21 protein-coding genes are annotated in these 26,237 nt (G+C 69.3%); 15 read left to right on the top strand and 6 right to left on the bottom strand.

The window, feature by feature from the left end; translation table 11 throughout:
- Positions 1 to 168: 168 nt before the first annotated feature.
- The 5 genes from rpsM (at position 169) to truA (ending at position 3,868) form a co-directional block, all read left to right on the top strand.
- The gene (gene rpsM, locus ACGFWE_RS17070) at positions 169 to 549 is read left to right on the top strand and encodes a 30S ribosomal protein S13 (RefSeq protein ID WP_352389232.1); all 381 of its coding nucleotides are present in this window, start codon (positions 169 to 171) and stop codon (positions 547 to 549) included.
- A gap of 70 nt (positions 550 to 619) precedes the next feature.
- A complete protein-coding gene (gene rpsK / locus ACGFWE_RS17075; RefSeq protein WP_003956432.1) occupies positions 620 to 1,024 on the top strand; it encodes a 30S ribosomal protein S11 in 405 nt (134 codons plus the stop codon).
- Positions 1,025 to 1,182: 158 nt separating this feature from the next.
- Positions 1,183 to 2,205 (top strand): DNA-directed RNA polymerase subunit alpha, encoded by a 1,023-nt coding sequence (locus tag ACGFWE_RS17080; RefSeq protein WP_003966937.1) that lies wholly within the window; start codon positions 1,183 to 1,185, stop codon positions 2,203 to 2,205.
- A 162-nt stretch (positions 2,206 to 2,367) separates the two neighbouring features.
- Positions 2,368 to 2,877 carry a 50S ribosomal protein L17 gene (gene rplQ / locus ACGFWE_RS17085; RefSeq protein WP_393600336.1) on the top strand — a complete coding sequence of 170 codons (510 nt, stop codon included), beginning with the start codon at positions 2,368 to 2,370 and terminating at the stop codon, positions 2,875 to 2,877.
- A gap of 136 nt (positions 2,878 to 3,013) precedes the next feature.
- A complete protein-coding gene (truA, locus tag ACGFWE_RS17090) occupies positions 3,014 to 3,868 on the top strand; it encodes a tRNA pseudouridine(38-40) synthase TruA (protein WP_393600337.1) in 855 nt (284 codons plus the stop codon).
- A 30-nt stretch (positions 3,869 to 3,898) separates the two neighbouring features.
- Here the strand turns inward: truA and ACGFWE_RS17095 are convergent, their stop codons facing one another.
- On the bottom strand, positions 3,899 to 8,308 hold the full coding sequence (locus tag ACGFWE_RS17095) for a choice-of-anchor D domain-containing protein (protein ID WP_393600338.1): 4,410 nt from the start codon (positions 8,306 to 8,308) through the stop codon (positions 3,899 to 3,901).
- 292 nt (positions 8,309 to 8,600) lie between these two features.
- On the opposite strand from ACGFWE_RS17095, the gene ACGFWE_RS17100 reads away from it, so the two are divergent.
- The 6 genes from ACGFWE_RS17100 to ACGFWE_RS17125 all read left to right on the top strand — a co-directional run bounded on the left by ACGFWE_RS17100 (position 8,601) and on the right by ACGFWE_RS17125 (position 16,332).
- Complete coding sequence (locus ACGFWE_RS17100) at positions 8,601 to 10,193, top strand: glycosyltransferase family 2 protein (protein ID WP_393600339.1); 1,593 nt, start codon at positions 8,601 to 8,603, stop codon at positions 10,191 to 10,193.
- Positions 10,190 to 11,239, top strand: coding sequence for a glycoside hydrolase family 26 protein (locus tag ACGFWE_RS17105; RefSeq protein WP_393600340.1), 1,050 nt, complete (start codon positions 10,190 to 10,192; stop codon positions 11,237 to 11,239). The genes ACGFWE_RS17100 and ACGFWE_RS17105 overlap by 4 nt, the downstream gene beginning before the upstream one ends.
- Positions 11,236 to 13,143, top strand: coding sequence for an ArnT family glycosyltransferase (locus tag ACGFWE_RS17110; RefSeq protein WP_393600341.1), 1,908 nt, complete (start codon positions 11,236 to 11,238; stop codon positions 13,141 to 13,143). Before ACGFWE_RS17105 ends, ACGFWE_RS17110 begins: the two co-directional genes overlap by 4 nt.
- Entirely contained in the window at positions 13,140 to 14,969 is a 1,830-nt protein-coding gene (locus ACGFWE_RS17115; protein WP_393600342.1) for a glycosyltransferase family 39 protein, read from the top strand. Before ACGFWE_RS17110 ends, ACGFWE_RS17115 begins: the two co-directional genes overlap by 4 nt.
- A gap of 68 nt (positions 14,970 to 15,037) precedes the next feature.
- Positions 15,038 to 15,796 carry a polyprenol monophosphomannose synthase gene (locus tag ACGFWE_RS17120; protein WP_352389224.1) on the top strand — a complete coding sequence of 253 codons (759 nt, stop codon included), beginning with the start codon at positions 15,038 to 15,040 and terminating at the stop codon, positions 15,794 to 15,796.
- 8 nt (positions 15,797 to 15,804) lie between these two features.
- On the top strand, positions 15,805 to 16,332 hold the full coding sequence (locus ACGFWE_RS17125) for a GtrA family protein (RefSeq protein ID WP_352389223.1): 528 nt from the start codon (positions 15,805 to 15,807) through the stop codon (positions 16,330 to 16,332).
- A 34-nt stretch (positions 16,333 to 16,366) separates the two neighbouring features.
- On the opposite strand, the gene ACGFWE_RS17130 is transcribed toward ACGFWE_RS17125, so the two are convergent.
- Positions 16,367 to 17,254 carry a hypothetical protein gene (locus tag ACGFWE_RS17130; RefSeq protein WP_393600343.1) on the bottom strand — a complete coding sequence of 296 codons (888 nt, stop codon included), beginning with the start codon at positions 17,252 to 17,254 and terminating at the stop codon, positions 16,367 to 16,369.
- Positions 17,255 to 17,594: 340 nt separating this feature from the next.
- Here ACGFWE_RS17130 and rplM point away from each other — a divergent pair, with 340 nt between their 5' ends.
- The 3 genes from rplM to glmM all read left to right on the top strand — a co-directional run bounded on the left by rplM (position 17,595) and on the right by glmM (position 20,156).
- Positions 17,595 to 18,038: a 50S ribosomal protein L13 gene (gene rplM, locus ACGFWE_RS17135; RefSeq protein WP_352389221.1), complete on the top strand. Its 444-nt coding sequence runs from the start codon at positions 17,595 to 17,597 to the stop codon at positions 18,036 to 18,038.
- A gap of 42 nt (positions 18,039 to 18,080) precedes the next feature.
- Positions 18,081 to 18,608 (top strand): 30S ribosomal protein S9, encoded by a 528-nt coding sequence (gene rpsI / locus ACGFWE_RS17140; protein ID WP_352389220.1) that lies wholly within the window; start codon positions 18,081 to 18,083, stop codon positions 18,606 to 18,608.
- Between the two features lie 189 nt (positions 18,609 to 18,797).
- Positions 18,798 to 20,156 carry a phosphoglucosamine mutase gene (gene glmM, locus ACGFWE_RS17145; RefSeq protein WP_352389219.1) on the top strand — a complete coding sequence of 453 codons (1,359 nt, stop codon included), beginning with the start codon at positions 18,798 to 18,800 and terminating at the stop codon, positions 20,154 to 20,156.
- 18 nt (positions 20,157 to 20,174) lie between these two features.
- Here glmM and ACGFWE_RS17150 read toward each other — a convergent pair whose 3' ends face one another.
- From ACGFWE_RS17150 to ACGFWE_RS17160, 3 genes are all read right to left on the bottom strand, one after another.
- Positions 20,175 to 21,095, bottom strand: a complete 921-nt coding sequence (locus tag ACGFWE_RS17150) for a DUF389 domain-containing protein (RefSeq protein WP_393600344.1) — start codon at positions 21,093 to 21,095, stop codon at positions 20,175 to 20,177.
- Between the two features lie 26 nt (positions 21,096 to 21,121).
- On the bottom strand, positions 21,122 to 22,090 hold the full coding sequence (gene coaA / locus ACGFWE_RS17155; RefSeq protein ID WP_352389288.1) for a type I pantothenate kinase: 969 nt from the start codon (positions 22,088 to 22,090) through the stop codon (positions 21,122 to 21,124).
- A gap of 101 nt (positions 22,091 to 22,191) precedes the next feature.
- A complete protein-coding gene (locus ACGFWE_RS17160) occupies positions 22,192 to 22,452 on the bottom strand; it encodes a CbrC family protein (protein WP_352389287.1) in 261 nt (86 codons plus the stop codon).
- A 166-nt stretch (positions 22,453 to 22,618) separates the two neighbouring features.
- Between ACGFWE_RS17160 and glmS the strand changes: the two genes are divergently transcribed.
- A complete protein-coding gene (gene glmS, locus ACGFWE_RS17165; RefSeq protein WP_393600345.1) occupies positions 22,619 to 24,466 on the top strand; it encodes a glutamine--fructose-6-phosphate transaminase (isomerizing) in 1,848 nt (615 codons plus the stop codon).
- Here glmS and ACGFWE_RS17170 read toward each other — a convergent pair.
- A complete protein-coding gene (locus ACGFWE_RS17170; protein WP_393600346.1) occupies positions 24,453 to 26,237 on the bottom strand; it encodes a M16 family metallopeptidase in 1,785 nt (594 codons plus the stop codon). The two genes, glmS and ACGFWE_RS17170, sit on opposite strands and share 14 nt — an antisense overlap.

Below are 26,237 nucleotides of genomic sequence, written 5' to 3' on the forward strand. Positions count from 1 at the left end.
GCTCTCGCAGGGATTCGCGCGACGCAAGCTGAATTGTTCATACGCAGAACCCAGACGTACTCCGTCTGACACCCCCGGTTCGGAGGCCGGGGACCCAGTTCGTACCTGGTACGGCGGCTGGGAACCGGTTCTGTGGAAGACCTCCGAAGATCACCAGGAGCCATTGAAGTGGCACGCGTTTCCGGTGTTGACATCCCGCGCGAAAAGCGCGTGGAGGTCGCCCTGACCTATGTGTTCGGCATCGGCCGGACCCTTTCGCAGAAGACGCTGGCCGAGACCGGCGTCAACCCGAACACCCGCGTTCGCGACCTCTCCGAGGAGGAGCTCGTCGCGATTCGTGAGTACGTCGACAACAACCTCAAGACCGAGGGTGACCTTCGTCGCGAGGTCCAGGCCGACATCCGCCGCAAGGTCGAGATCGGCTGCTACCAGGGTCTGCGCCACCGCCGTGGACTGCCCGTCCGTGGTCAGCGCACCAGCACGAACGCTCGTACCCGCAAGGGCCCGCGTCGCGCCATCGCCGGCAAGAAGAAGCCGGGCAAGAAGTAGTCCTCAGCGGACAACGCTTCATCAGCGGTCTTCGCTGTAGGACCGACCACCTCCCCGTAGGAGTTTGTAGATGCCCCCCAAGGGTCGTCAGGGCGCTGCCAAGAAGGTGCGCCGCAAGGAAAAGAAGAACGTCGCTCATGGGCACGCCCACATCAAGAGCACGTTCAACAACACCATCGTCTCGATCACGGACCCCTCGGGCAACGTGATCTCCTGGGCCTCCGCCGGCCACGTCGGCTTCAAGGGCTCGCGCAAGTCCACCCCCTTCGCCGCGCAGATGGCCGCCGAGTCGGCCGCCCGCCGCGCGCAGGAGCACGGCATGCGCAAGGTTGACGTGTTCGTCAAGGGTCCCGGCTCCGGCCGTGAGACCGCGATCCGCTCCCTCCAGGCCACCGGCCTCGAGGTCGGCTCGATCCAGGACGTCACGCCGACCCCGCACAACGGCTGCCGTCCGCCGAAGCGCCGCCGCGTCTGACGCGTCGGCCCAGGGCAGCTCGCTGTCTTGAGGGTGCGGGCGGTACGGCTCTTCGGAGCGGTGCCGCCCGTACCCTTGCAGTACCCCGCGCTTTCACCGGTGCGGGTCCGTCGGGCGTCAAATAGCGGGCGTCCACGAAAGAAGGATCTGATCCACACATGCTGATCGCTCAGCGTCCGTCACTGACCGAAGAGGTCGTCGACGAATTCCGCTCCCGGTTCGTGATCGAGCCGCTGGAGCCGGGCTTCGGCTACACCCTCGGCAACTCCCTCCGCCGCACCCTCCTGTCGTCGATCCCCGGCGCTGCTGTCACCAGCATCCGCATCGACGGCGTCCTGCACGAGTTCACCACCGTGCCGGGCGTCAAGGAGGACGTCACCGACCTGATCCTCAACATCAAGCAGCTGGTCGTCTCCTCGGAGCACGACGAGCCGGTCGTGATGTACCTGCGCAAGCAGGGCCCGGGTCTGGTCACCGCCGCCGACATCGCGCCCCCGGCCGGTGTCGAGGTGCACAACCCCGACCTCGTCCTCGCCACGCTCAACGGCAAGGGCAAGCTGGAGATGGAGCTCACGGTCGAGCGTGGCCGCGGTTACGTCTCCGCAGTGCAGAACAAGCAGGTGGGCCAGGAGATCGGCCGTATCCCGGTCGACTCCATCTACAGCCCCGTGCTGAAGGTCACGTACAAGGTCGAGGCGACCCGTGTCGAGCAGCGCACCGACTTCGACAAGCTGATCGTCGACGTCGAGACCAAGCAGGCCATGCGTCCCCGTGACGCCATGGCGTCGGCCGGTAAGACCCTGGTCGAGCTGTTCGGTCTCGCCCGCGAGCTGAACATCGACGCCGAGGGCATCGACATGGGCCCGTCCCCCACGGACGCCGCCCTTGCCGCTGATCTCGCCCTGCCGATCGAGGAGCTGGAGCTCACCGTTCGGTCGTACAACTGCCTCAAGCGTGAGGGCATCCACTCCGTGGGTGAGCTCGTGGCGCGTTCCGAGGCCGACCTGCTGGACATCCGCAACTTCGGTGCGAAGTCCATCGACGAGGTCAAGGCGAAGCTGGCCGGCATGGGCCTGGCCCTGAAGGACAGCCCGCCCGGATTCGACCCGACCGCCGCCGCGGATGCCTTCGGCGCGGACGACGATGCAGACGCCGGGTTCGTCGAGACCGAGCAGTACTAAGAGCTCGGGACCGACTGCCGGTCCTTGGCTGCGGGGCCGTTGTGGCTGGTCGCGCAGTTCCCCGCGCCCCTTTGGGGCGCGGGTCTCCGACGAGCAACCCGCTCGCTCGGATACTGACCTCGGTACCTGATACGGCCGGGGCAGACACCTAGGAGAGACACCATGCCGAAGCCCACCAAGGGTGCCCGTCTGGGCGGCAGCGCCGCACACGAGAAGCTGCTCCTCGCGAACCTCGCGAAGAGCCTCTTCGAGCACGGCCGCATCACCACCACCGAGGCGAAGGCGCGCAAGCTGCGCCCGTACGCCGAGCGTCTGATCACCAAGGGCAAGAAGGGCGACCTTCACAACCGCCGTCAGGTGCTCCAGGTGATCACGGACAAGAGCATCGTGCACACGCTCTTCACCGAGATCGGCCCGCGCTACGAGAACCGTCCCGGTGGCTACACCCGCATCACCAAGATCGGTAACCGTCGTGGCGACAACGCGCCCATGGCTGTCATCGAGCTGGTCGAGGCGCTGACGGTCGCGCAGCAGGCGACGGGTGAGGCCGAGGCCGCCACCAAGCGTTCCGCCAAGGACGCCGAGGCTGCTCCGGCCGCCGAGGAGACCAAGGTCGACACGACCAAGGCCGACGAGGCCGAGGACGCCACCGAGGAGTCCAAGGACGCCTGACGCTTCCGCGTCGTGACGGGCCCGCCCCTTTCGGGGGCGGGCCCGTTCGTGTTGTGCGGACGCGAGCGGGAGGGCTCCGGCGGACGAGTCCGCCCCTCGGGGTGGGCCCGTGCCGCGTTGCTGAGAGGATCCAGGGGTGAGCGACGAAGTACAGCCCGGTTACGTCCGTGTCCGCCTCGACCTGTCCTACGACGGCACCGACTTCTCCGGATGGGCCAAGCAGGCCGGTGGTCGGCGGACCGTACAGGGTGAGATCGAGGACGCGCTGCGCACGGTCACGCGGTCGAAGGACGTGACGTACGAGCTGACCGTGGCCGGACGGACCGATGCCGGGGTGCATGCGCGGGGGCAGGTGGCGCATGTGGATCTGCCCGAGGGGCTGTGGGAGGAGCATCGGGAGAAGCTGCTGAAGCGGCTGGCGGGGCGGTTGCCGAAGGATGTGCGGGTGTGGGGGGTCACGGAGGCGCCGGGGGGGTTCAATGCGCGGTTCGCCGCTCTGTGGCGCCGGTACATCTACCGGGTGGGGGACCGTCCCGGTGGCGTGGATCCGTTGCTGCGCAACCATGTGCTGTGGCACGACTGGGAGTTGGACGTCGCGGTCATGGACGCCGCCGCCAAGTCCCTCGTCGGGGAGCACGACTTCGCGGCGTACGCGAAGAAGCGTGAGGGGGCGACGACGATCCGGGAGATCCTCGACTTCGGGGTGCGGCGGCGGACGGACGGGGTCGTCGAGATCGAGGTCCGGGCCGACGCCTTCTGTCACAACCAGGTGCGGTCGATGGTGGGTGCCCTGCTGTTCGTGGGAGACGGACACCGAGGGGCGGAGTGGCCCCGGAAGGTGCTGGACGCCGGTGTCCGGGACAGTGCCGTCCATGTCGTACGGCCGCACGGGCTGACGTTGGAGGAAGTGGGCTACCCCGCCGACGAGTTGCTGGCGGCGCGGAGCAAGGAAGCGCGGAACCGGCGGTCGTTGCCGGCGGCCGGTCGCTGACCGGCCGCCGACGCAGGACCGCAGTCGGGGTCACTGCCTGACGGTGAAGTACTGCCAGGCCCCCCAGGTGCTGAGGTTGGTGTTGTCCCGGCTGCTGTGGACGTACTGCGCGGCCACCCGGTACTTGTTGTCGACGCCGTTGGTGAGGGACATCTGCTGGCTGCCGGTGCTGGCGGAGGTGAGGGCCGAGCAGGGCGAGGTGCTCTGCGTGTGCCAGGCGCCGCTGTAGTACCGCTGTACGCGGTAGAGGACGCACTGGCCGGCCTTGTTGGGCGAGACGGTGACGTCGAGCCGCTCCTTGGCGGTGCGGTGGTACACCCGGTAGAGGGTGCTTCCGTAGTGCGTGCTCGTGTAGTAGCCGGACAGCTTCTCCGCGACCCCCGCATAGGAGTGCACGGCGTGGGCGGCGGTCTTCGGGGCGTACCGGTGGTCACCGGCGAACACCGCGCTGAACGTGGTGTTGCGGGTGAGTTTGTAGGACGCCGTCAGATTGCCGTGGGAGTCCACCGCCCCGGACTTCACCAGGACCTTCGTGCCGCTGTACGGCTGAGCGTAGATCGACACCGTACGGCTGTTGTAGGTCGTGCCGAGGTGCGCGGTGATCTTCGCTGACTGACCGTAGTTGTAGGTCGAGTGGTCCGTGGTGACGGTCAGGGAGGTCGAGGTCCGGGACACCTGGACGGTGGCGGTGCTGCTGCCGGACTTGTGCGAGACGTCGCCGCCGTAGGACACCTTGTAGGTGTTGGCGCCGCCGATCTGCGGGGTGTCCTTGAGCGTGAACGAACCGTCCGTGGCGACCTTGGCGTCGGCCAGTGCGACACCGGACGCATGCGCCAGGTCGGTCTTCGTCACCTTGACGACCTGACCGGCGACGAAGGGCGCGCCGGAGAGCTTGCCCGGCACGGTCAGCGCGGCGGCGCGGCCGGACGTGGCCGGAGCCGTCAGGGTGACCGAGGTGGGCAGCTTGGCGACCTGGACGAGGCCGGTGGCGCTCGCCGCCTCGTGGGTCGCGTCCCCCGCGTAGCTCGCCGCGTAGGTGTACGTGCCTTCCGTCGACGGGGTGTCGGCGAACGTGAAGGTACCGTCCGCCGCGGTCGTCACATCGGGCAGTGCCGTTCCGTTCCTCGTGAGGTGGACGGCCTGGCCCGCGCTCAGTGCCGAGGTCGAGTCCAGCGTGCCCTTGAGGGTCAGCGCCCGGCCCGGGACACCCGTGCCGGGGGCGGTGAGCTGGAGTGAGCTCGCCGCCTTCGGGTCCGGCGCCGTGGGCGCAGCCTCGCTGACGACCGGGCCGCTCACCGTCTGCACGTCGGGGCTGTCGGCGGTGCCGCCGGAGAAGGCGAGGAGCGCGCTGGACGGCAGCGTCGGTGTCGCGTCCACCACCTGCGTCCCGTCGATCCGGACGTACAGATGGCCGGCGTCGATCTGGACGTCGATCTGGTGCGTGCCCTGGCGCAGGGCCGTGGTGAGGGGGACCACCGACTGGTAGTCGATCGCCGTCGAGCCGGACGAACTGCGGCCCACGCCCACGAAGTTCATCGCCTGGATCGTGTTGTTGAAGCCGGTGCCGAACGCGATCACCGTGCCCGGCCGCCCCGCGATGCCGAGGCCGTCGCCGTTCGCGCCGAGCGCCGAGGCGGAGTTCTGGGCCGGGTCGAGCAGCGAGAGCGTCATGCCCTTCCCGCCGGTGCCGGGACCGAACTTCGCGGTGAAGGTGGCCCGCAGACCGTCGGTGCGCAGCGCCTTGCCGTACACCGCCGTGCCCGCCTGGTAGTCGGTGGCCGGGGTCAGCTGGACGCCGCCGCCGTCGGCGGGCACCGCCGAGCCGTTGGTCTGCCACTGTCCGTCGGCGACCGAGGTGGTCGTGGCGGTGCCGGTACCGGTGCCCTTGACCGGGACGTACATGGCGCCCTGGCTGGTGCCGTTCTCGTCGGTACCGGTGCCGGTGACCTCGTAGAAGGCGCTCAGATCCGCAGCCGAGCGCGGAGTGAACGTCACGCTCTGCACCGCGGTCTGCTCGGGACCGATGATCAGGCCCTCCGACAGCTGTACCGGGCTGTTGAAGTCACCCGTCGGTGCCTTGGCCTTGGTCACCTTCACCGGGATGTTGCCGGTGTTGGTGATGGTGAACGACAGCGACCTGGAGCTGCCGACCGGGACCTTGCCGAAGTCCAGCGAGCTCGTGGAGAACTCCAGGTGTCCCTGTCCCGTGATGGCCGTCGCGCTGACCGGCACGCTCAGCGTGTGGGTGGTGCCGTCGCCGCTGCTGCTGACCACGAGAGTGTCGCTGTCCTCCTGGTCGTCGGTCGGTGTGTAGGTGACCGAGACCACGAACGAGCCACCGGCCGGTACGACCGTCCCCGCGCTCGGCAGCCCCGAGGCGGAGAAGGCGCCGCCGGGCGAGGCGACCGAGTCGATGGTCTCCGGTGCGGTACCGGTGTTGGTGATCTGGAGGTTCAGCGTCGAGGTGCTGCCGGTGGGCACTTCCCCGAAGTCCAGGGCGGCGGGTGCCGCTCCGAGACCGGGCCTGGTGCCGACGCCGTGGAGGGCGAAGACCAGCTTCTGGCCGTCCGACAGGTTCGCGGTCAGCGTGCCGTTGATGCCGCCGGTGGCGGTGGGGGCGAAGCTGATCGGTACGTCCAGGGTGGCGTCCGTCGCCAGCGCCGTGGGCTGCTCGGGGGTGGGTACGGCGGACGGGTCGACCGAGAAGGCGCCGGAGGCCTTGAGCCCGGTGATGCTGACGTCCTGCGTGGCGGTCAGCTTCATGGCGGCCGAACTGCTGCCGCCCAGGCCGACCTGGCCGAAGTCCAGCGAGGCCGCGGTCAGCGCCGTCCTGGCCGGGCTGCCGAAGCCGTAGAGGACCCCGTCCCGGGTGCCGACGTACACCTTGCCGCGCTCGGCGGTCGGCGTGCTGAACTTCGTCGCGGTGCCGATCGGTGCCGACCACAGCAACGGGAGGTGGCCGTTGCCGTCGGGGGTGGGGCTGTAGGCGCGCAGGGTGCCGTCGGCACCGGAGGCGTTGCTCGCGGAGGTCATCCACACCAGGGCGCTGGACTCGTCCGTGCCGTCGGACGTGACCAGGGGAGAGCCGCTGGTGTAGCCGAAGGTGTCCTGGCTCTGGCCGGTGAGGGTGAGCGCGGGCGTACCGCCGTTGCGCACGCCGTACTTGAGTGCGCGCAGCGGGCCCTGGTTGCCGACGACGTAGACATAGCCGCCGTCGCCGCCCCAGAACGCGGGGTGTCCCCACATGCCCTGGTAGGGGCCGGACGTGCTCACCGCGGCGTCGCCGCCCTGGGGGCCCTGGCCCATGCCGCCGAGGTTGTCGCGGTCGAGCAGGAAGATCCGCCCGTCCTTGCCCTGCTGGATCAGCAGGTGGGGATGCTCGCTGGTACCGAAGCCGTCGGGCAGCGCCATCGGGGCGCCCGAGGAGATGTCCTGGTCGGTCAGGTCCAGGGTCGCGGCGTCGCTGGGGCTGAAGAAGTCGGCGGTGCTGAGGCTGTTGTCCGCTCCCACCTGGAGCCGTACGACGGACTCGGCGAGGGTGCCCTGAACGGTCTTGCCGGGCCCGGGCGCGGGGCTGATGCCGTTGCCGGTGCTGAAGAAGATCCGGCCGGACCCGTCCGAGACCAGTCCGCCGCCGGACTGCCAGATGCCGGCGCCGCCCGTGCTGGCACCGGTCACCGAGGCCCACATCGAGGTGATGCTGTGTCCGGTGGTGCTCACGCCGACCACATAGCCGCGGTAGGGCCACGCGTCGCAGTGGCCGCCGAAGCCCGCGTAGACGACGCCGTCCATCAGCAGCAGGCCGGGGCGCTGCTGTTCGTAGAAGGCGTCGAACTCGTTGCCCGGGTCGTTGACGGGGCTTCCGGCGATGGTGACCGGCCACCCGGCGCGCTCGGCTCCGGAGGACGGGTCCACCGCGTGCATCAGCCACTTCGGGTGGCGGTGCGTGGAGGTGCCGTCGTCGACCTTGGTGGTGAAGTAGAGGGAGCCGGTGGCGGAGTCGTAGACGGGGGTCGCGGTGGCGCCCACGTTGGGCACCAGGTCTCCGCAGCCGATCGCCGAGGCCGGCCAGGCCGGTCCGTAGTTCTTGCTCCACTCGATCGCACCGGTCGTACGGTCGAGGCCGTACAGGGTGTTGCTCTCGGTGACCGCGATCACCTGGTCGCCCAGCACCAGCGGCTGGGCGTATATCTGCCCGTCCAGCTTGGTGGCGAAGAGCCGGCCGAAGGCGGAGGACTGGACGACCGCCGGGGAGAGCGAGGATTCGTCCTGGTCCCAGTTGGTGCGCAGATTATCCACACCCTGGGTGTTCTGGTCGGCCTGGGCGGAGGACGCGATCAGGCTGATCGTCGTGCCGATCAGCGCCGCGACGGCCGCGGCGACGACGGAGAGCAGCCATGTGCGCCGCCGGCCGCGATGACGGCCACCGCGTGCGGGCATGAGAAACCCGGGCAAATCGGAACCCCCCTCTGGCGTCCGTGCCCGGAGCGGTCACAGGTACGGCACAAACGTGAAGACTGAGTGGTTGTTCTTATCATCAGTTGGGCTGATTGCGCACTGGGGCGTCGCTGTTACCCCTGTGACCCGTGATGAAACCCTCACTTAACAAGAAGGTTGAGACGTAAAGGCGAAAATCCGGTTATGCTTTCGCGGTCCGGTCGAGAGTTCGATTTATGGGGATGGCCGGTATTCGGGTGGGGTAGGCAGGGCCGGTGCGGTCCTGGGGGGTTTGATGACTAGTGCAGTTGGCGCTGCCGCGCGCCCTCGGAGGCGCAGGCGGGTCGTGGAGAACCACGGACTCCTGCCGCAGCCGCCGGACGACGTCGAGAAGTACTCCTATACACGGCGTCACCTGTGGGTTCTGACGGCCGGCTCACTGATCAGTTTCGCGTGCCTCGCGGTGAGCCAGCTCCTGTTCACCGCGTCCAGCCCGTGGTTCTGGCTGACGATGCCGCTGCTCGCCTTCGTGGTCGCGGACTACCTGATCTCGCTGTACCTGGACGGGCTGAGCAAGGACTTCGACGTCAAGGGGCACAAGCGCCTCGTCCGCGCGTGGCGGCCCGCCAGGTATCCGAGCGTGGACATCTTCCTGCCGGTGTGCGGTGAGCCCCTGGAGGTGCTCCACAACACCTGGGTCCATGTGAACCGGCTGGCCGGCAGCTATCAGGGCGTCGTGAAGACCTACGTCCTCGACGACGCCGCCGAGGACGAGGTCGGGGCCATGGCCGCCGACTTCGGGTTCCACTACGTGGTGCGGCCCAACCGCGGCTGGTTCAAGAAGGCCGGCAACCTCAACCACGCCTTCGAGAAGACCGACGGCGACCACATCCTCATCCTGGACGCCGACTTCGCGCCGCGCGCCGACCTGCTCGACGAGCTGCTGCCGCACATGGACGACGACGAGAAGGTCGCCATCGTGCAGTCGCCGCAGTTCTTCCGCATCGTCGACGCGCAGAACTGGATCGAGCGCGGCGCGGGCGCCGTGCAGGAGCAGTTCTACCGCTCCGTCCAGACCTCCCGTGAGGACCATGACGGGTCCATCTGCGTGGGCTCGTGCGCCGTCTACCGGCGCGCGGCCCTGGAGCAGACCGGCGGCATCACGCTGATCGAGCACTCCGAGGACATGTACACCGGCTTCGATCTGCGGGCCCTCGGCTGGAAGCTGCGCTACGTGCCCGTCGCGCTGTCCGCCGGCGTGTGCCCGGACACGGCCGGTGCGTTCCACAACCAGCAGTACCGCTGGTGCATGGGCTCGCTGGAGCTGCTCACCAGCAAGCGGTTCTGGGAAATGGACCTCAAGTTCAAGACGCGGCTGTGCTACGTCTCGGGCTTCCTCTACTACCTCCAGACCGCGCTCGCCACGTTCATCGCGCCGGTCATCCCGCTCGGCCTGATGATCCTCCGCCCGGACCTGATGCGCGCCGAGGCCACCCTCTGGGTGCTGCCGAGCGTCGCGTACGTGACGCTGGTGCTGCCGCTCTGGCACCGGGCGCCGTACCGGCTGGAGGCCTGGGCCGTCCGCATCATGTACGGGTGGTCGCACGTCTTCGCCGTCTGGGACGTGATGCGGGGCCGCCCGATGGGCTGGAAGCCCACCGGTTCGGCGGGCGCCAAGAAGAACGGCATGCGCCGCTACTGGAACTGCATGATCCTCTGGACCGGCGGCACCGCCGTGGCCTGGATCATCGTCGCGGCCTGGCGCATGCTCACCCTCTATCCGCCGGACTTCGCGCTGATGCTGTCCGCCGGCCTCTTCTACGCCATGGTCGTCGGCCGTGTTCTCGTCCAGCCGCACGCCCAGGAAGTGCAGGAAGCGACCGCATGAGTCTCTCCGTACGCCAGGTACGAGTCCTGCGTCCCGTGCGGGTGCTGGCCGCCGTCCTGCTCGCCGGCGCGCTGACGGCCGGATGCAGCACGTTCTCCGACGAGGGCCGCTCCCAGTACGAGCGCAGCCAGGGCGAGCACCCGGACGCCACCGGCACGGCCGAGGCCACCGGGTCGGCGAAGCCCGAGCCGCCGTACGACGTGCGGCCGCTGCTGGAGCCGAAGAAGAAGTACCTGGGCCTGGCCGCCGACGGTGCCCCCGCCAAGATGACATCCGTCGAGGACTTCGCCGGGCGGGCCGGCAAGAAGCCCAACCTGCTGGAGTTCTACTCGGCCTGGGGCGACCAGTACGAGCAGCGGCTCGTGCAGAACTCCTGGGACTACGGCGCGGTGGCGTTCATCGCCTGGGAGCCGTTCAAGACGAGCATGAAGGACATCGCCTCGGGCAAGGAGGACGCGTACATCCACGAGTACGCGCAGTCCGTCAAGGAACTGAACCTTCCCGTGGCGATCAGCTTCGGGCACGAGATGAACGGCTTCTGGTACCCGTGGGGCACCAAGAAGACCACCGCCGCCCAGTTCACCGCCGCGTACAAGCACATCCACGACATCTTCGACGACGAGGGTGCCACCCAGGTCATCTGGGTGTGGAGCCCGAACGTCACCCACCCGATGCCGAAGGTGAAGCTCAAGCCGTACTGGCCGGGCGACGACTACGTCGACTGGGTCGGTGTCATCGGCTACTACGGGGCCACCGGCCCGAGCACGTACCAGACGCTGTACGGGCCGACGATGACCCAGATCCGTGCCTTCACGAAGAAACCGTTCATCATCGCGGAGACCGCCGCGCAGGCCGGTGAGCGCAAGCCCGCCGACATCAAGTCCCTCTTCCGGGGGACCGCCGAGCGCGACGACGTCATCGGGTTCGTCTGGTTCAACTTCGACAAGGAGACGGACTGGCGCATCAACAGCGGTCCGCTGTCCGAGAAGACCTTCAAGGAGCAGGCCGCGAACCCGGACTTCGGATTCGATGTGACGAAGCCATGAGCGATCCCACCACGCCCACGTGGGCGGACGACTCCGAGTTGCATGACGCATACGCGTACGGGCAGCAGCACGGCCAGGGGAATCAACAGCAGTACGGTCACACCGAGGACAGCGGGCGGCGGTACGCACAACGGGAGAGCCTGCGCCAGTATGCGCAACAGGCCCACTCGCCGGACCAGGAACAGGCCGGTGGCTACCAGCCCGGCCACTTCACCGAGACCGGCAGCTGGCGCTTCGACGTCCACGACCGGACGTCCTCGTACACCGACCAGCAGGCGTACGACACCTTCGCGCCCTTCGACCCGTACGCCTCCTACACCGCCGTCGAGACCGAACCGGCGACTCCCACGGCCGCGGAGCCCGAGCCGCGGAAGCCCGCCTACACGCTGGCGCCCGTCGCGGAGTCGTCGTGGGCGGTGGACACGCGGCGCAGCAAGCTGCTCGGGCGCGGGGTGCTGCTGTGCATTCTGCTCGTGCAGGCGGGGCTCTCCCTGCGGCTGACCGGGACGGCCTTCCAGGACGAGGCGCTCTACATCGCGTCGGGCCACTACGAGCTGGCCAACCTGCTGCACGGCACCAAACTGCCGGTGGACTTCGCGGCCTACTTCTCCGGGCACCCCAAGCTGTATCCGGTGCTCGCCGGCGCCGTCGACAGCCAGTTCGGCCTCGCCGGTGTACGCGTGGTCAGCCTGCTGTTCATGCTGGGTGCCACCACACTGCTGTACTCGCTGACCAGGCGGCTGTTCAACCTGCGCGCCGCGCTCGGCGCGGCCGCGCTCTTCTCGGTGCTCCAGTCGACGATGGTGCTCGGCAACTTCGCCACGTACGACGCCGCTGCCATCTTCCTGCTCGGACTGTCCGCCTGGGCGGTGGTGCGCACCGACCGGATGAAGTCCCTGGCCGTGCTGCTCGCGGCACCGCCGGCCGCACTGGCCTTCGGCGTGAAGTACGCCTCCGGTCTGTATCTTCCGACCCTGGTGGTTCTCGCGGTGATCACCGCGCACCGGCACCGCGGCCCCCGCGCGCTGGGCCGGGGTGTGGTGCTGGGGACGGGCATCGCGGTCCTGCTCGGGATCGGCTACTACTTCTCCGGTCCGCTGGGCGGCATCAGCTCCACCACCACCGACCGTGCGAAGGGCACGGACACGGCGGCGACGATGCTCCAGCACAGCGCGGAGTGGGGCGGGCTGGTCTTCCTGGCCGCGCTCGGCGGCACGATCGCCTACGCACTGCGCACGCGGATGGGCGAGATGCCGTGGATCGGCGGCGAGACCCCGGGGCGCTGGCGGCGCGCCGCGCTCGGCCTGGTACTGACGGGCACCGCACTGCTCGCTCCCGCCTACCAGATCCACCTCCACACCGAGATCTCGCTCTACAAGCACGTCGGCTTCGGACTGTTCTTCGCCGCGCCGCTGGCGGGCCTCGGCATGGCCCGCCTGGTCGGCCCGCACTTCCGGCATCCGCAGCTGGGGATCCTGCTGTACGTCGTCACCCTCGTGTTCGGCATGGTGCAGGCCCAGCGGGCGTACAGCTTCCCGGACTCCACGCAGATGACCGCGTACCTGCGCACGGTCGTCGACAAGAAGGGCACCTACCTCGCCGAGGAGCAGGAGGTCCCCGCCTACTACCTGCGGGACAAGACCGACTGGACGCAGTGGCAGAACTCCTACTTCATGGACTACCGCGGCAAGGACGGCAAGCAGTACACCGGCCCCGACGCGTTCCGCCAGGCCGTCCGCGACGGAAAGTTCGACGCGATCGTGATGCACGGCAACGTCAGCCCGGTGACGTACGAAGCGGTGAAGGAGGGGTTGAAGAACAACTCCCACTACCGGCTGGCGGCCGTGTTCCCGTACACCACGAGCAGCGGAGATCACGCCTACCGGATTTGGGTGAAGCGATGAGTCCCCATGCCCCCGCTCCGTACGGTGGCGGCTACCCCGACGCCTCGGGCGGCCACGATCCCTACGCGGAACAGGGCGCCTACGCAGGGCAGGGCACGTACGCCGGCGGCCAGGGCACGTACGCCGACCCGGGGCAGGGCACCTACGCCGACCCGGGCGCGTACGGCGCTCCTGGCCAGTACGCCGATCCGGGCAGGTACCCGGGCGGGCAGGACTCGTACGCCCCCGAGCCCGCCGCTCCGGAACCGGTCGACCCGCAGCCACCCGCGGACGAGCCGGCCGAGGATGAGCCCGAGGGCCAAAAGGGCGGGCGGCTCGCCACCGCGGTGGTCTTTCTGGTGCCCACGGCGCTGGCCCTCGCTCTGATCCTGCGCGGGATCGGTGACCGCCAGCTGTGGCGCGACGAGCACGCCACCTGGTGGGCGGCCACGCTGTCCTTCCACGACCTGAGCCTGCTGATCCGCTCCATCGACGTCGTGTTCACGCCCTACTACGTGCTCATGCACCTCTGGATCGCCCTCGCCGGGGACTCCCCGACCGCGATGCGCATCCCCGGTGCGGTGGCCATGGCGGCCTCCGCGGGCCTGCTCGCCCTGCTCGGGCGGCGGCTGTTCACCACACAGGTGGGACTGCTCGCGGGGCTTGCCTTCGCCGTCGTGCCGGTCACCACGCGGTACGGGCAGGAGATCCGCCCGTACGCCTTCGCGGTGGCCGCGGTACTGCTGTCGACACTGCTGCTCGCCAGGGCGCTGGACAGGCCGTCGTTCAAGGTGTGGGTCGCCTACACGCTGTCGGTGCCGCTGATCGGCTGGAGCCACCTGGCCTCGATGGCCGTCCTGGGCGCGCATCTGGTGATGATCCTCATCGCCCGGCGGGCCGGTGACAGGATCGTGGGCTGGGCCTATGCCGCGGCCTGCACGCTGGGCATGTGCTTCGTCATCCCCATGGCCGTCTCCGGCTCGGGGCAGAGCGGACAGATCGCCTGGAACAATCCGGTGCTGAAGGACCTGATCGACTTCCCCAAGAACCTCTTCGGGTCATGGGCGGTGGCAGTGCCGGTCATGGCGCTCGGCGCGCTCGGGCTGTTCTTCGCGGGACGGCGTGCCCTTCCGCTGGCCGTCTGGATCGTGCTGCCGCCCGTGGCGACCTACGCCACCGCCGAGCAGCTGCATCTCTTCCTGCCGCGCTACCTGCTCTTCACCGCGCCCGCCTGGGTACTGCTCGCGGCCGTCGCCGTGGTCCGGATCGCCGGGCCGGTGGCCGGGGCGAAGGCCGGTACGGGAGCGGCGGCGCGGCGGGGCCTCGGCTGGGTGCTCGTGGCGGCAGCGGTCGCCGGGATCGCCTTCCAGTCGCTGCCCGGCATCCGTGAGACCCGGCAGAACGCACTGGGCGAGCCCGATTTCCGCGGCGCCGCCCAGCTCATCGAGGCCGGGCAGAAGACGGGCGACGGCATCGTCTTCAGCGGTGTGATGTCCGAGCGCCGGGCCATGGACTACGAGCTCCGGGACGACGCCGGGCGCCCGCGCGACTCGCTGATGTACCGCACTCCGCAGGAACTGGGGTCGTTCGGCGCGCTCGAATGCCCGGATTCCGCGAGGTGCCTGGCCAAGGCCGACCGACTGTGGCTCGTGTCGACGACGCTCGACGGGCAGCCGTTCAGCGGCATGCCGAAGACGACGGCGACCGTGATCCAGAAGAGCTTCAAGGTCGTGAGGACCAAGAAGCTGAACTACCTCCAGCTCGTGCTCCTCGAAAGGACACGCGCGGCGACGGACGACCCGTCCGAGGACAAGGACGACGCCGCCAAGCGCAAGGTGCACACCTGAGCCGGGTTCCGGACGCGGGACGACCCGCGTCCGGCGGGGGGAGTAATCAATTGGGGAGGGAAAAGAAGATGACGTACGACGTGGGGGCGGACGTGCCTGTCACCGTGGTGATGCCCACGTACAACGAAGCCGCCAACCTGCCGAGAATGGCCGAGGCGGTGCTTCAACTGCCGCTCAGTGGACTCCACTTGAAGATAGTGGACGACTCCAGTCCGGATGGTACAGGACAGATCGCCGAGGAGCTCGCCGAGAAGTACAACGCGGACGGACGGCGCCGCATGAGCGTGCTGCACCGGACCGAGAAGGACGGCCTCGGGCGCGCCTACGTCGCCGGCATGAGCGCCGCCCTGGACGAGGGCGCCGCGTACGTCGTCCAGATGGACGCCGACGGCAGCCACCCGGTGGAAGCGGTCCCACGCATGCTCGGTACGGCCGTGGCGTCCGGGGTCGGCCTGGTCGTGGGCAGCCGGTACGTGGAGGGCGGCTCACTGGACGAGGAGTGGGGCAGGCACCGCGTCCTGCTCTCCCGCTTCGCCAACCGGTACGCCCGGACCGTGCTCGGCACCAAGATCCGGGACATCACCGCGGGCTTCAACCTGTGGTCGGCGGCCACCCTGCGGGACCTCGACCTCGCGACCCTGGACAGCGCCGGGTACAGCTTCCAGGTCGAGCTGAAGTTCAAGGCCGTCCGGGCCGGGCACAGCGCCGTGGAGATCCCGATCCGCTTCGAGGAGCGCACCGAGGGCGTCTCCAAGATGAACCTCTCGACGCAGATCGAGTCGGCCGTGATGCCGGTACGGCTGCGACTGCGCAACCGACGGGGCTGAGCGCGGCGGTGAGCAGCGGACGTCACGCGCTTCCCTCCCGGTGGGGGAGGCTGTACCGCGAGATCGCGAAGTTCGGGATGGTGGGGGCATCCGGCTTCGTCGTCAATCTCGCGGTCTTCAACCTCATCAGGACCGTCACGGACTGGCAGACCGTCCGGGCGAGCGTCCTGGCCACGGTCGTCGCGATCCTGAGCAACTACCTCGGGCTGCGGTACTTCGCGTACCGCAACCGGGCCCAGGAGGACCGCAACAGCCGCAGGAAGGAACTCACCCTCTTCCTGCTGTTCAGCGCGATCGGACTGGTCATCGAGAACTCGGTCCTCTATGCCACGACCTACGGGTTCGGCTGGGACGGCACGCTCGCCACCAACGTCAGCAAGTTCATCGGCATCGGCGTGGCGACGCTCTTCCGCTTCTGGTCCTACCGCACCTGGGTCTTCAGGACGGCCGGGAGCCGGCGGACGGCCGGCAGCCTGCCGGAACCCGTCGTGCCGTACCCCGAGCCCGCCCTGAGCGGCTCCCGGGAGCGGATCTGACCTGACCGGACCCGGCGCGCCTCGGCGCGCCGGGTCATCCGCCCGCGGCCGTCGAAGCCTGTGCCTCGCCGCGGCGGTGGATCTGGCGGAAGGTGAACTCGGCCAGGTTGTCGCCGATGCCGAAGACCGCGGTGTCCTTCTCCGTGACGTTCTTGCCGCTGGCGAAGCCGGCGATGGTGAAGTAGGCGTAGCGGCCGTAGGAGTTCGAGGTCGTGCGGCAGATCGCGGAGTTGCAGAAGGCCTTGACCGCGCCGCCGGACAGCGACTTGACGATGTCCTTCTTGGTGTTGACCTGGCTCTTCGCCTTCGCCGCCCGGGTCTCGGTGTCGAAGACGGCCACGCCGACCGTCACCGAGACGCCGTCCTTGGTGTAGCTGACGCGCATGAACTGGGTGCAGCCGTTGGCGTTGAGGATCTTGCCGAGGCTGGCCTGGACGCTGTCGGCCGCGGCGCAGTTCTTCGTGTCGGCGGTCGTGCCCTTCTTGTACACGGTCGAGCCCATGGTCAGCTGGGTGCCCGGGAAGAGGATCTTCGCGCTGAGCGGGGCCGTGTCCTTGGCCTTGCTGGCGATGAAGTCCTTCGGGTCCAGCGGCGGCGGGGCACTGGTCGGCGCGAACGACGGGGCGGTCCCGGTCGCGCTGGGGATCGCGGCGGCCGACAGCGAGGACGCCGGCTTGTTCGCCTCGTCGTCGCCGTTCGCCGATACGACGGCCATCGCCACGGCGGTGCCTATCGCGACCGTGGCGAGCGCGCCGCCGACGATGAAGAACAGCCGACGCCGTCGGTTGCGGATCTCGGAGGCCTCGGCGAGCGCGGCCCAGTCCGGAGTCTGCTCGCTCCCGCCGTCGCCCCACGGCTGCTGTGACTGCGGTTTCCAGGGATCCCACTGGGACGGGGGTCCCCCCTGCTGCCCAAAGCTCATGGGGCGCATCTTAGACGGGGGACGGGAGGTGCTGCGGGGCCTCTCGTGGGGCTCCCGGGGACCTTTCCGGCAGGGGTGCACATCTCGGTCCCAGAGGTGCTGTGACGCTTGCCGCGGCGGACTCGTTTTGACCCGTCCGGGGCAGCGCGGGTAACCTTGCGGTTTGTTATGCGTATCGGCTTGGTCGTTCTCACGCGAGAGGCCCTTACGTAGGTTCCCTGGAGCAGTTACCAGTGGGCGGCATACGGGCATCGTCCCCGGCCATTGTCGTCCCCAGCTGCACGATCGCTTCAGTGATGCCATGTGTCAGCACCCATCCACTGAAGAAGAAGGCTGCGAAGTGCGTACGTACAGCCCCAAGCCCGGCGATGTGACTCGCCAGTGGCATGTCATTGACGCTCAGGACGTCGTCCTGGGCCGTCTGGCCACCACCGCTGCGAACCTCCTCCGTGGCAAGCACAAGCCGACCTATGCCCCGCACATGGACATGGGCGACTTCGTCATCATCATCAACGCCGACAAGGTTCACCTGTCCGGCAACAAGAAGACCCAGAAGCTGGCGTACCGCCACTCCGGCTACCCGGGTGGTCTGCGCTCCGTCCGCTACGACGAGCTGCTGGCGAAGAACCCCGAGAAGGCCGTCGAGAAGGCCATCAAGGGCATGATCCCCAAGAACACCCTGGGCCGTCAGATGCTCTCCAAGCTGAAGGTCTACTCGGGCGACCAGCACCCGCACGCTGCCCAGCAGCCGGTGCCGTTCGAGATCACCCAGGTCGCGCAGTAGTTCCGGCCACCCCCTAAGACAGAAAAGAATCTGAGGAGCATCGTGGCCGAGACCACTGTTGAGCAGCCGGTCGAAGAGACCGAGACCGAGCTCGTCGACATCGACAGCTACACCACCGAGTCCGAGGTGCCCGTCGAGGGCGAGTACACCTCGGAGTCCCTCGCCGGCCGCTTCGGCGACCCCCAGCCGGCCGCCGGCCTGGGCCGTCGTAAGAACGCCATCGCCCGCGTCCGGATCGTCCCGGGCACCGGCAAGTGGAAGATCAACGGTCGCACCCTCGAGGACTACTTCCCGAACAAGGTGCACCAGCAGGAAGTCAACGAGCCCTTCAAGGTGCTCGAGCTCGAGGGCCGCTACGACGTCGTCGCCCGCATCTCCGGTGGCGGTGTCTCCGGTCAGGCCGGTGCGCTCCGTCTCGGTGTCGCCCGCGCGCTGAACGAGGCCGACGTGGACAACAACCGCGGCGCCCTCAAGAAGGCCGGCTTCCTCCGTCGCGACGACCGTGCGGTCGAGCGCAAGAAGGCCGGTCTCAAGAAGGCCCGCAAGGCCCCGCAGTACAGCAAGCGTTAATCTCGCTGCCTGTTCTGCTCGTACCGGCTCGTTCCCGCGAGTCAGCAGTACGTCCGTTCGCCCCGGCGGCACGCCACAGTGCCGCCGGGGCGTTCGTTTATCACAGCCTCGGGCGTATAACGGCACAAGGCGCTCAAAGGCTCATGTGATCGGATGATCTCCGTAATGACGCTTTCCTCAGGAGGACAAGTGGGACGACTCTTCGGCACGGACGGCGTGCGCGGTGTCGCCAACGCGGATCTGACGGCCGAGCTGGCGCTCGGTCTGTCCGTCGCGGCGGCGCACGTGCTGGCCGAGGCGGGTACGTTCCAGGGCCACCGGCCGACCGCGGTGGTGGGACGGGATCCGCGCGCGTCCGGGGAGTTCCTGGAGGCCGCCGTGGTCGCGGGCCTCGCGAGCGCCGGCGTGGACGTGCTGAAGGTCGGCGTGCTGCCCACGCCCGCCGTCGCGTATCTCACCGGTGTGCTCGGCGCCGACCTCGGCGTCGTGCTCTCCGCCAGCCACAACGCCATGCCCGACAACGGCATCAAGTTCCTCGCGCGCGGCGGGCACAAGCTCGACGACGAGCTGGAGGAGCGCATCGAGGCGGTCTACGACGCGCACCGGCACGGTGAGCCCTGGGAGCGGCCGACCGGCGGCGGTGTCGGCCGGGTCCGCGAGTACACCGAGGGCTTCGACAAGTACGTGGCCCATCTGATCGCCGTACTGCCGAACCGGCTCGACGGGCTGAAGATCGTCCTCGACGAGGCCCACGGCGCTGCCGCCTGGGTCTCGCCGGAGGCCTTCTCGCGGGCCGGCGCCGAGGTGATCACCATCGGGGCCCAGCCGGACGGGCTCAACATCAACGACGGGTGCGGCTCCACGCATCTCGGACCGCTGAAGACCGCCGTCGTCGAGCACGGGGCCGACTTCGGCATCGCGCACGACGGGGACGCCGACCGGTGCCTGGCCGTCGACCACACCGGCGAGGAGGTGGACGGCGACCAGATCATGGCCGTACTCGCGCTGGCGATGAGGGACCGGTCGGCGCTGCGGTCCGACACCGTCGTCGCGACGGTCATGTCGAACCTGGGCTTCAAGCTGGCGCTGGAGCGGGAGGGGCTCCGGCTCGTCCAGACCGCGGTCGGGGACCGGTACGTGCTGGAGGAGATGAAGCAGCACGGGTACGCCCTCGGAGGCGAGCAGTCCGGGCACGTCATCATCCTCGACCACGCCACGACCGGGGACGGGACGCTGACCGGGCTGATGCTGGCGGCTCGCGTCGCGGAGAGCGGGCGGTCGCTGAAGGAGCTGGCCTCCGTGATGGAGCGGCTTCCTCAGGTGCTGATCAACGTGCCCGACGTCGACCGGTCGCGGGTTTCGACCTCCGGCGAGCTGGCGGCGGCCGTGACCGAGGCCGAGCGTGAACTGGGCGCCACGGGGCGGGTGTTGCTGCGGCCGTCGGGGACCGAGCCGCTGGTGCGGGTGATGGTCGAGGCGGCGGACATCGATCAGGCCCGGTCGGTGGCGGGGCGGCTGGCGGATGCGGTGAAGTCGGCGTTGGGGTGAGTGGTTCCTGGCGCCGCCTCAGGGGCGCTTGCGCCACAGCCACTTCTGGAAGAGCAGGGTGAGGGTGCCTGCCAGGACGATGCCCAGCAGGTTCAGCAGGAGCTGCTCTGTTGAACCCCACGCCTGCTTGTACTCGCTGTAGCTGAAGGCGACCGCGGCGTTGGCGGCTGCCGGGACCGTGGTCACCGAGATGGCGACGCCGACCAGGGCACCCGACTTGGCCGAGGTCAAGGACAGGGTGCCCGCGCAGCCGGCGAGGACGGCCACGACGAAGGAGAACCAGTCGGGGCGGTAGATGAAGTTGGTGTTGGGACGCAGGGCGTCCAACTGCTCGGCGCTGAACAGGCTCACGGAATCCATGAAGTAGCTGAAGCCCACCGTGACGAGCATCGCCACCGCGAAGCCCACCAGAAGGGCGTTCAGCGAACGTAGCGCCAGGCGGGGGTGGCGCTGCACGATCGCCGTGCTGAAGGCCGCCAGGGGCCCGAACTCCGGGCCCACCGCCATCGCGCCCACGATCAGGATCGCGTTGTCCAGCACCACACCGCAGGCCGCGATCATCGTGGCCAGCGTGATGAAGGCGAGATAGGTGATGGAGAGCGTCGACTCCTCGTGCGTCGCGTCGGTCAGGTGCTCCCAGATGACCGCGTCCACGCCTTCGCCGGGTGCGTCCTCCTCGGCCTTGTCCGCGCGGTCGGAGAGGGACAGGTCGATGTTCTCGACGGCGATGGAGCCGGTCTTGTCGAGGTCCAACTTCCGCAACTCGCCGATGAGTTCGTCACCGGCCTCGCGGGCCACGTCACACATCACGACGTCACCCGCCGGATTGCGGGCGGCGCCCGGCATGACGACGAGGTGCGTGGTGCCGACCGTGTTCTCGATGAGTCGGACCACGTCGTCGGTCGTCCCGGCCGGGGTGATCAGGCGCAGATGCAGCATGGCGCCTATTTAACAGGCGCGGGTTTCTAGAGCTTGCGGAGGCTGAGTTTGCGCACCTTGTGGTCCTGGCCCTTGCGGATGACGAGGGTGGCGCGGCCGCGGGTGGGGGCGATGTTCTCGACCAGGTTGGGTTTGTTGATGGTGCGCCAGAGGGTGCGGGCGTAGTCGACGGCCTCCTCCTCCGACACCTGGGTGTACTTCCTGAAGTAGGAGTCGGGGTTCTGGAAGGCGGTCTGCCTCAGCTTCTTGAACCGGCTGAGGTACCAGCGCTCGATGTCCTCGGCGCTCGCGTCGACGTACACGCTGAAGTCGAAGTAGTCGGCGAGACCGACGCGGGTGCGGCCGTCCGTGCCCGGGAGGGCGGGCTGCAGGACATTGAGGCCCTCGACGATCAGGATGTCGGGGCGACGCACGGTGAGCCGCTGGTCGGGGACGATGTCGTAGATCAGGTGGGAGTAGACGGGGGCGGTGACCTCGTCCTTGCCCGCCTTGATGTCGGCGACGAAACGGGTCAGCGCGCGGCGGTCGTACGACTCCGGGAAACCCTTGCGCGACATGAGCCCGCGGGCCTCCAGCTCCCGGGTGGGCAGCAGGAACCCGTCGGTCGTGACCAGCTCCACGCGCGGGTGCTCGGGCCAGCGGGAGAGCAGGGCCTGGAGGAGACGGGCGACGGTGGACTTCCCCACCGCGACCGATCCGGCGACCCCTATGACGAACGGGGTGCCGGACTGGGAACCCTGTTCGCCCAGGAAGGTGTTCAGGGCGCCTCTGAGGCCGTCCGTGGCGCCGACGTAGAGGTTCAGGAGCCGGGAGAGCGGGAGGTAGATGTCCCGCACCTCGTCGAGGTCGATGACGTCACCGAGACCCCGCAGCTTCTCGACCTCTTCGGCATTCAGCGGGAGCGGCGTTTTTTCGCGCAGCGCACTCCACTCGGAGCGGGTGAGGTCGACGTAGGGAGTCGCCTCCGGCTTGTGCCGGTGGGCGCTCCGGGGCATCGGGGAGACCGGGGAGATCACAGTCCATTGTTAACGGAGTTTGAACGGGGTGGGGGGTGGAGTGGGTCACGTCGGGCTGTGGGGTGCCTGTTCCGGCGTGGTCAGGTGAAGTCCGCGCAGGCGAGGTGGGTGGCGCAGACCCGGCAGCGGAAGAGGTACGCGGTGGGCCGGCCGTCCTTGTCGAGGAAGGCGAGGAAGTCGTCGAACCGGTCGTCCGGCCACCGCCCGCGGAGGTGCTCGACGGCGTCCGGGTACTTCTCGAGCTCCTTCGCTCCGGCGGGACCGAGGAATTCGGCGCCGTCGCCACAGTGGGTCAGCCAGTCCGGGGTCTGCCAGGCGGGGAATCCGGGGGTGCGCTTCAGGAAGTGCGGTCACACGGTGCGTGCCTGCCCTGTGAGCGCAAGGGAAGCCTCTGTCCTTTCTGAGGGGGAGTGGATCGAGTCGGCCCGATCCCGCCCCCGCCGCGATATCCGGAATCGGGCACGAAGTGCCGTGTTCCGACGGCTCCCGGCCCCTAGGCTGCCGCGCATGTGCGGAATCGTGGGATACGTGGGGTCGCAGTCGGCGCTCGATGTCGTGATGGCCGGGCTGAAGCGGCTGGAGTACCGGGGGTACGACTCGGCAGGCGTCGTCGTGGCGGCGGACGGTGGGCTGGCGGCGGCCAAGAAGGCCGGGAAGCTGGTGAATCTGGAGAAGGAGCTGGTGGACCGGCCGTTGCCGGCGGGGCTCACCGGTATCGGGCACACCCGGTGGGCCACGCACGGCGGGCCGACCGACGCCAACGCGCACCCTCATCTGGACAATGCCGGCCGGGTCGCGGTCGTCCACAACGGGATCATCGAGAACTTCGCCGCGCTGCGGGCCGAGTTGGAGGAGCGGGGGCACGCGCTCGGCTCCGAGACCGACACCGAGGTCGTCGCGCACCTGCTGGCCGAGGAGTTCTCGGCGACGGCCGACCTCGCGGAGGCGATGCGGCTGGTGTGCCGGCGGCTGGAGGGGGCGTTCACCCTGGTGGCCGTGCACGCCGACGAACCGGACGTCGTCGTGGGAGCCCGGCGGAACTCGCCGCTGGTGGTCGGCGTCGGCGAGGGCGAGGCGTTTCTGGCGTCGGACGTGGCGGCCTTCATCGCGCACACCCGGTCCGCGATCGAGCTCGGTCAGGACCAGGTCGTCGAGCTGCGCCGGGACGGGGTGACCGTCACCGGGTTCGACGGCCGCCCCGCCGACGTCCAGCCGTACCACGTCGACTGGGACGCCTCCGCCGCCGAGAAGGGCGGCTACGACTACTTCATGCTCAAGGAGATCGCCGAGCAGCCGAAGGCGGTCGCCGACACGCTGCTCGGCCGTATCGACGCGGCAGGCTCCCTCACGCTGGACGAGGTCCGGATCTCCGACGCCGAGCTGCGCGAGGTGGACAAGGTCGTCATCGTGGCCTGCGGTACGGCCTTCCACGCGGGGATGATCGCCAAGTACGCCATCGAGCACTGGACCCGTATCCCCTGCGAGGTGGAGCTGGCGAGCGAGTTCCGCTACCGGGACCCGATCCTGGGACCACGGTCCCTCGTGATCGCCATCTCCCAGTCCGGCGAGACCATGGACACGCTCATGGCGCTACGGCACGCCCGTGAGCAGGGTTCCAAGGTGCTGGCGATCTGCAACACCAACGGGTCGACGATCCCCCGGGAGTCGGACGCGGTGCTGTACACGCACGCGGGGCCCGAGGTCGCCGTGGCGTCGACGAAGGCGTTCCTGACACAGCTCGTGGCGTGTTACCTGGTCGCGCTGTATCTCGGGCAGGTGCGGGGGACCAAGTGGGGCGACGAGATCTCCGCCGTCGTCCGGGACCTCGCGCAGATCTCCGGTGAGGTCGAGCGCGTGCTGGAGACGATGGAGCCGGTCCGGGCGCTGGCGCGGTCGCTGGCGGACAAGAAGACCGTGCTGTTCCTCGGGCGGCACGTCGGGTATCCGGTCGCGCTGGAGGGCGCGCTCAAGCTCAAGGAACTCGCCTACATGCACGCCGAGGGCTTCGCGGCGGGGGAGCTGAAGCACGGGCCGATCGCCCTGATCGAGGAGGACCTGCCGGTCGTGGTGGTCGTGCCCTCGCCCCGGGGGCGGTCGGTGATCCACGACAAGCTCGTGTCCAACATCCAGGAGATCAGGGCCCGGGGAGCGCGGACCATCGTGATCGCGGAGGAGGGGGACGAGGCGGTGGTGCCGTACGCCGATCACCTGATCCGGATTCCGGCCACCCCGACCCTGCTGCAGCCGCTGGTGGCGACGGTGCCGTTGCAGGTGTTCGCGTGCGAGCTGGCCACCGCCCGGGGCAACGAGGTGGACCAGCCCCGGAACCTGGCGAAGTCGGTCACGGTGGAGTAGTCGGCTGCCCGGTCAGGTACAGGTTGCGGGCGGCGCGGATCAGCCGAAACTCCAGCACGAATCCGGCGACCGCAGAGAATCCGACCGCGGGGCCGTGGATCCCCTTGACGACGAGGATGACGAGGACCACGGGCCACACCGTGGCCAGCGCGGCCACGAGGGCGAAGCGGCCCGACACCCGCCCGGCCGCCCTCGCCCCCCGGCCGCCTTCGCTCTGCTTGGACCCGTCCGCCGGGGTCCGCGGGTCGGGAACCGTCCGTTCGCCCGGCTGAGGTATCTCCTTCGCCGGGCGGGCCGGAAGGGGGACGACCGCGGCGGCGGGAACCGCCTTGTCCAGTACGGCGATCCGCTCGGCCGTGACGTCCCCGAACAGGGTCGGCTCCACGGCCACGCGGAAGCCGTCGAGGCCGGTCAGGTACCGGGCCCCGTCGGGGCGGGTGGTCATGGCGGCGCAGGCGTCGTACCGCACGGTGACCAGGCCGCCCGGCGTCGACAGCGTCACGCCCGCCTCGCCGATGATCAGCGTGACGTCGTCGTCCTCCAGGGAGGGGTGCAGGGTGCCGGAGACCCCGGACGGCGAGAAGTGCGGGGCGCGGGTGAGGCCCGCCCAGTCGGCACTCTCGGTCGGTATCTGGAGCAGCCCGCCGTCCCACGCCTCGCGGGCGACCTCGCGCAGCTCGGCGATGCCGACCGCCTCGAGTTCGGCCCGGTACTGCCCGGGAGCCAGGATCCGGTGGCCGGTCAGCAGGCTGAGCGCGTACGACGGCAGCAGCGCCGCTCCGAGGTCGGGGGTGTCGTAGGGCTTGAGCAACTTCCCGCGCGCGGAGTTCAGTTCGGCCTGCTCGATGCGGCCGGCGCGCAGCCGGGCGAAGGCGTCGACGAACCCGCCGACCGCGGCGTCCTGCTTGTGCGGAAGCGCGTCGGCGTACGCGGTGAGGGTGGCGAAGTCGGGGTCGCGCGGGGAGTAGTCGGCCTCCGCCGAGTACGAGTAGCCGCCCTTCTGGCGCAGGTCCTGGAAGAGGGCGCGGCCCAGCACCTCGGCGAACACGGCGGCCGCGGTGGAGCGGCGCAGGACGGAGGTGAAGACGAGGTGGCCGTCTTCGCCGCGGAAGTACGCGGGCGTGACGGGGAGCGCGCTGGTCGCGGCCGGGGTCGGGAAGCGGCGGCCGGCGGGCAGGGTGAGGTCGAGGCCGTCCGGCACGCGGTCCGCGCTGAGGAACAGCACGGCGTTGTCCCGGGTGAAGCGGGTCTCGGCCCAGTGCCGCACCTGGTCGGCCGTCACGCTCCGGGTGCCGAGTTCGTCGTAGCCGGACAGGCCGTAGCCCTGGGCGCCGTAACGCCAGGGCGGCATCGGGGCCATGGGACCCTTCCCGCGGCTGCCCGCCTCCGTGCGCAGGATCTCCTTCTCCGTCTCCAGCCGGTCCATGGGGAGGTCGCGCAGGGCCGCGCAGACGCTGTTGAGGTACGTGACGACCTCCTCCTCGTCGCCGGTGACGTGGAAGAGGGTGTACGTGTCCGCCGTGGCCCCGTTGTAGTGCAGGTCGGACAGGCCCAGGCGGTACAGGGCGAGGTGCTCCACGAGGTGCGTGATGCCGGAGGTGGGCAGGGTCTCGTCGGCGTGGCCCACCCGGAAGGTGAGACCGGCGGTGATCGGACCCGGGCGCGGGGCGAAGAGGGTGGGTATGCCGTGGACGGTGGTGTGACGGACGATGCCGTCGAGAACGCCGAGGGCGTCCAGTTCCGGGGCGGCCGAGTGTTCGTGCGTGGTCAT

It is taken from the genome of Streptomyces sp. NPDC048523, assembly GCF_043199815.1.
Classification (GTDB): domain Bacteria; phylum Actinomycetota; class Actinomycetes; order Streptomycetales; family Streptomycetaceae; genus Streptomyces.

Bases quoted from the DNA above. Each gene is read 5' to 3' on its own strand.
- rpsK (WP_003956432.1), top strand. From the start codon at position 620: ATGCCCCCCAAGGGTCGTCAGGGCGCTGCCAAGAAGGTGCGCCGCAAG.
- ACGFWE_RS17080 (WP_003966937.1), top strand. From the start codon at position 1,183: ATGCTGATCGCTCAGCGTCCGTCACTGACCGAAGAGGTCGTCGACGAA.
- rplQ (WP_393600336.1), top strand. From the start codon at position 2,368: ATGCCGAAGCCCACCAAGGGTGCCCGTCTGGGCGGCAGCGCCGCACAC.
- ACGFWE_RS17095 (WP_393600338.1), bottom strand. From the start codon at position 8,308: ATGCCCGCACGCGGTGGCCGTCATCGCGGCCGGCGGCGCACATGGCTG.
- ACGFWE_RS17100 (WP_393600339.1), top strand. From the start codon at position 8,601: ATGACTAGTGCAGTTGGCGCTGCCGCGCGCCCTCGGAGGCGCAGGCGG.
- ACGFWE_RS17105 (WP_393600340.1), top strand. From the start codon at position 10,190: ATGAGTCTCTCCGTACGCCAGGTACGAGTCCTGCGTCCCGTGCGGGTG.
- ACGFWE_RS17110 (WP_393600341.1), top strand. From the start codon at position 11,236: ATGAGCGATCCCACCACGCCCACGTGGGCGGACGACTCCGAGTTGCAT.
- ACGFWE_RS17115 (WP_393600342.1), top strand. From the start codon at position 13,140: ATGAGTCCCCATGCCCCCGCTCCGTACGGTGGCGGCTACCCCGACGCC.
- ACGFWE_RS17120 (WP_352389224.1), top strand. From the start codon at position 15,038: ATGACGTACGACGTGGGGGCGGACGTGCCTGTCACCGTGGTGATGCCC.
- ACGFWE_RS17130 (WP_393600343.1), bottom strand. From the start codon at position 17,254: ATGAGCTTTGGGCAGCAGGGGGGACCCCCGTCCCAGTGGGATCCCTGG.
- ACGFWE_RS17150 (WP_393600344.1), bottom strand. From the start codon at position 21,095: ATGCTGCATCTGCGCCTGATCACCCCGGCCGGGACGACCGACGACGTG.
- coaA (WP_352389288.1), bottom strand. From the start codon at position 22,090: ATGCCCCGGAGCGCCCACCGGCACAAGCCGGAGGCGACTCCCTACGTC.
- glmS (WP_393600345.1), top strand. From the start codon at position 22,619: ATGTGCGGAATCGTGGGATACGTGGGGTCGCAGTCGGCGCTCGATGTC.
- ACGFWE_RS17170 (WP_393600346.1), bottom strand. From the start codon at position 26,237: ATGACCACGCACGAACACTCGGCCGCCCCGGAACTGGACGCCCTCGGC.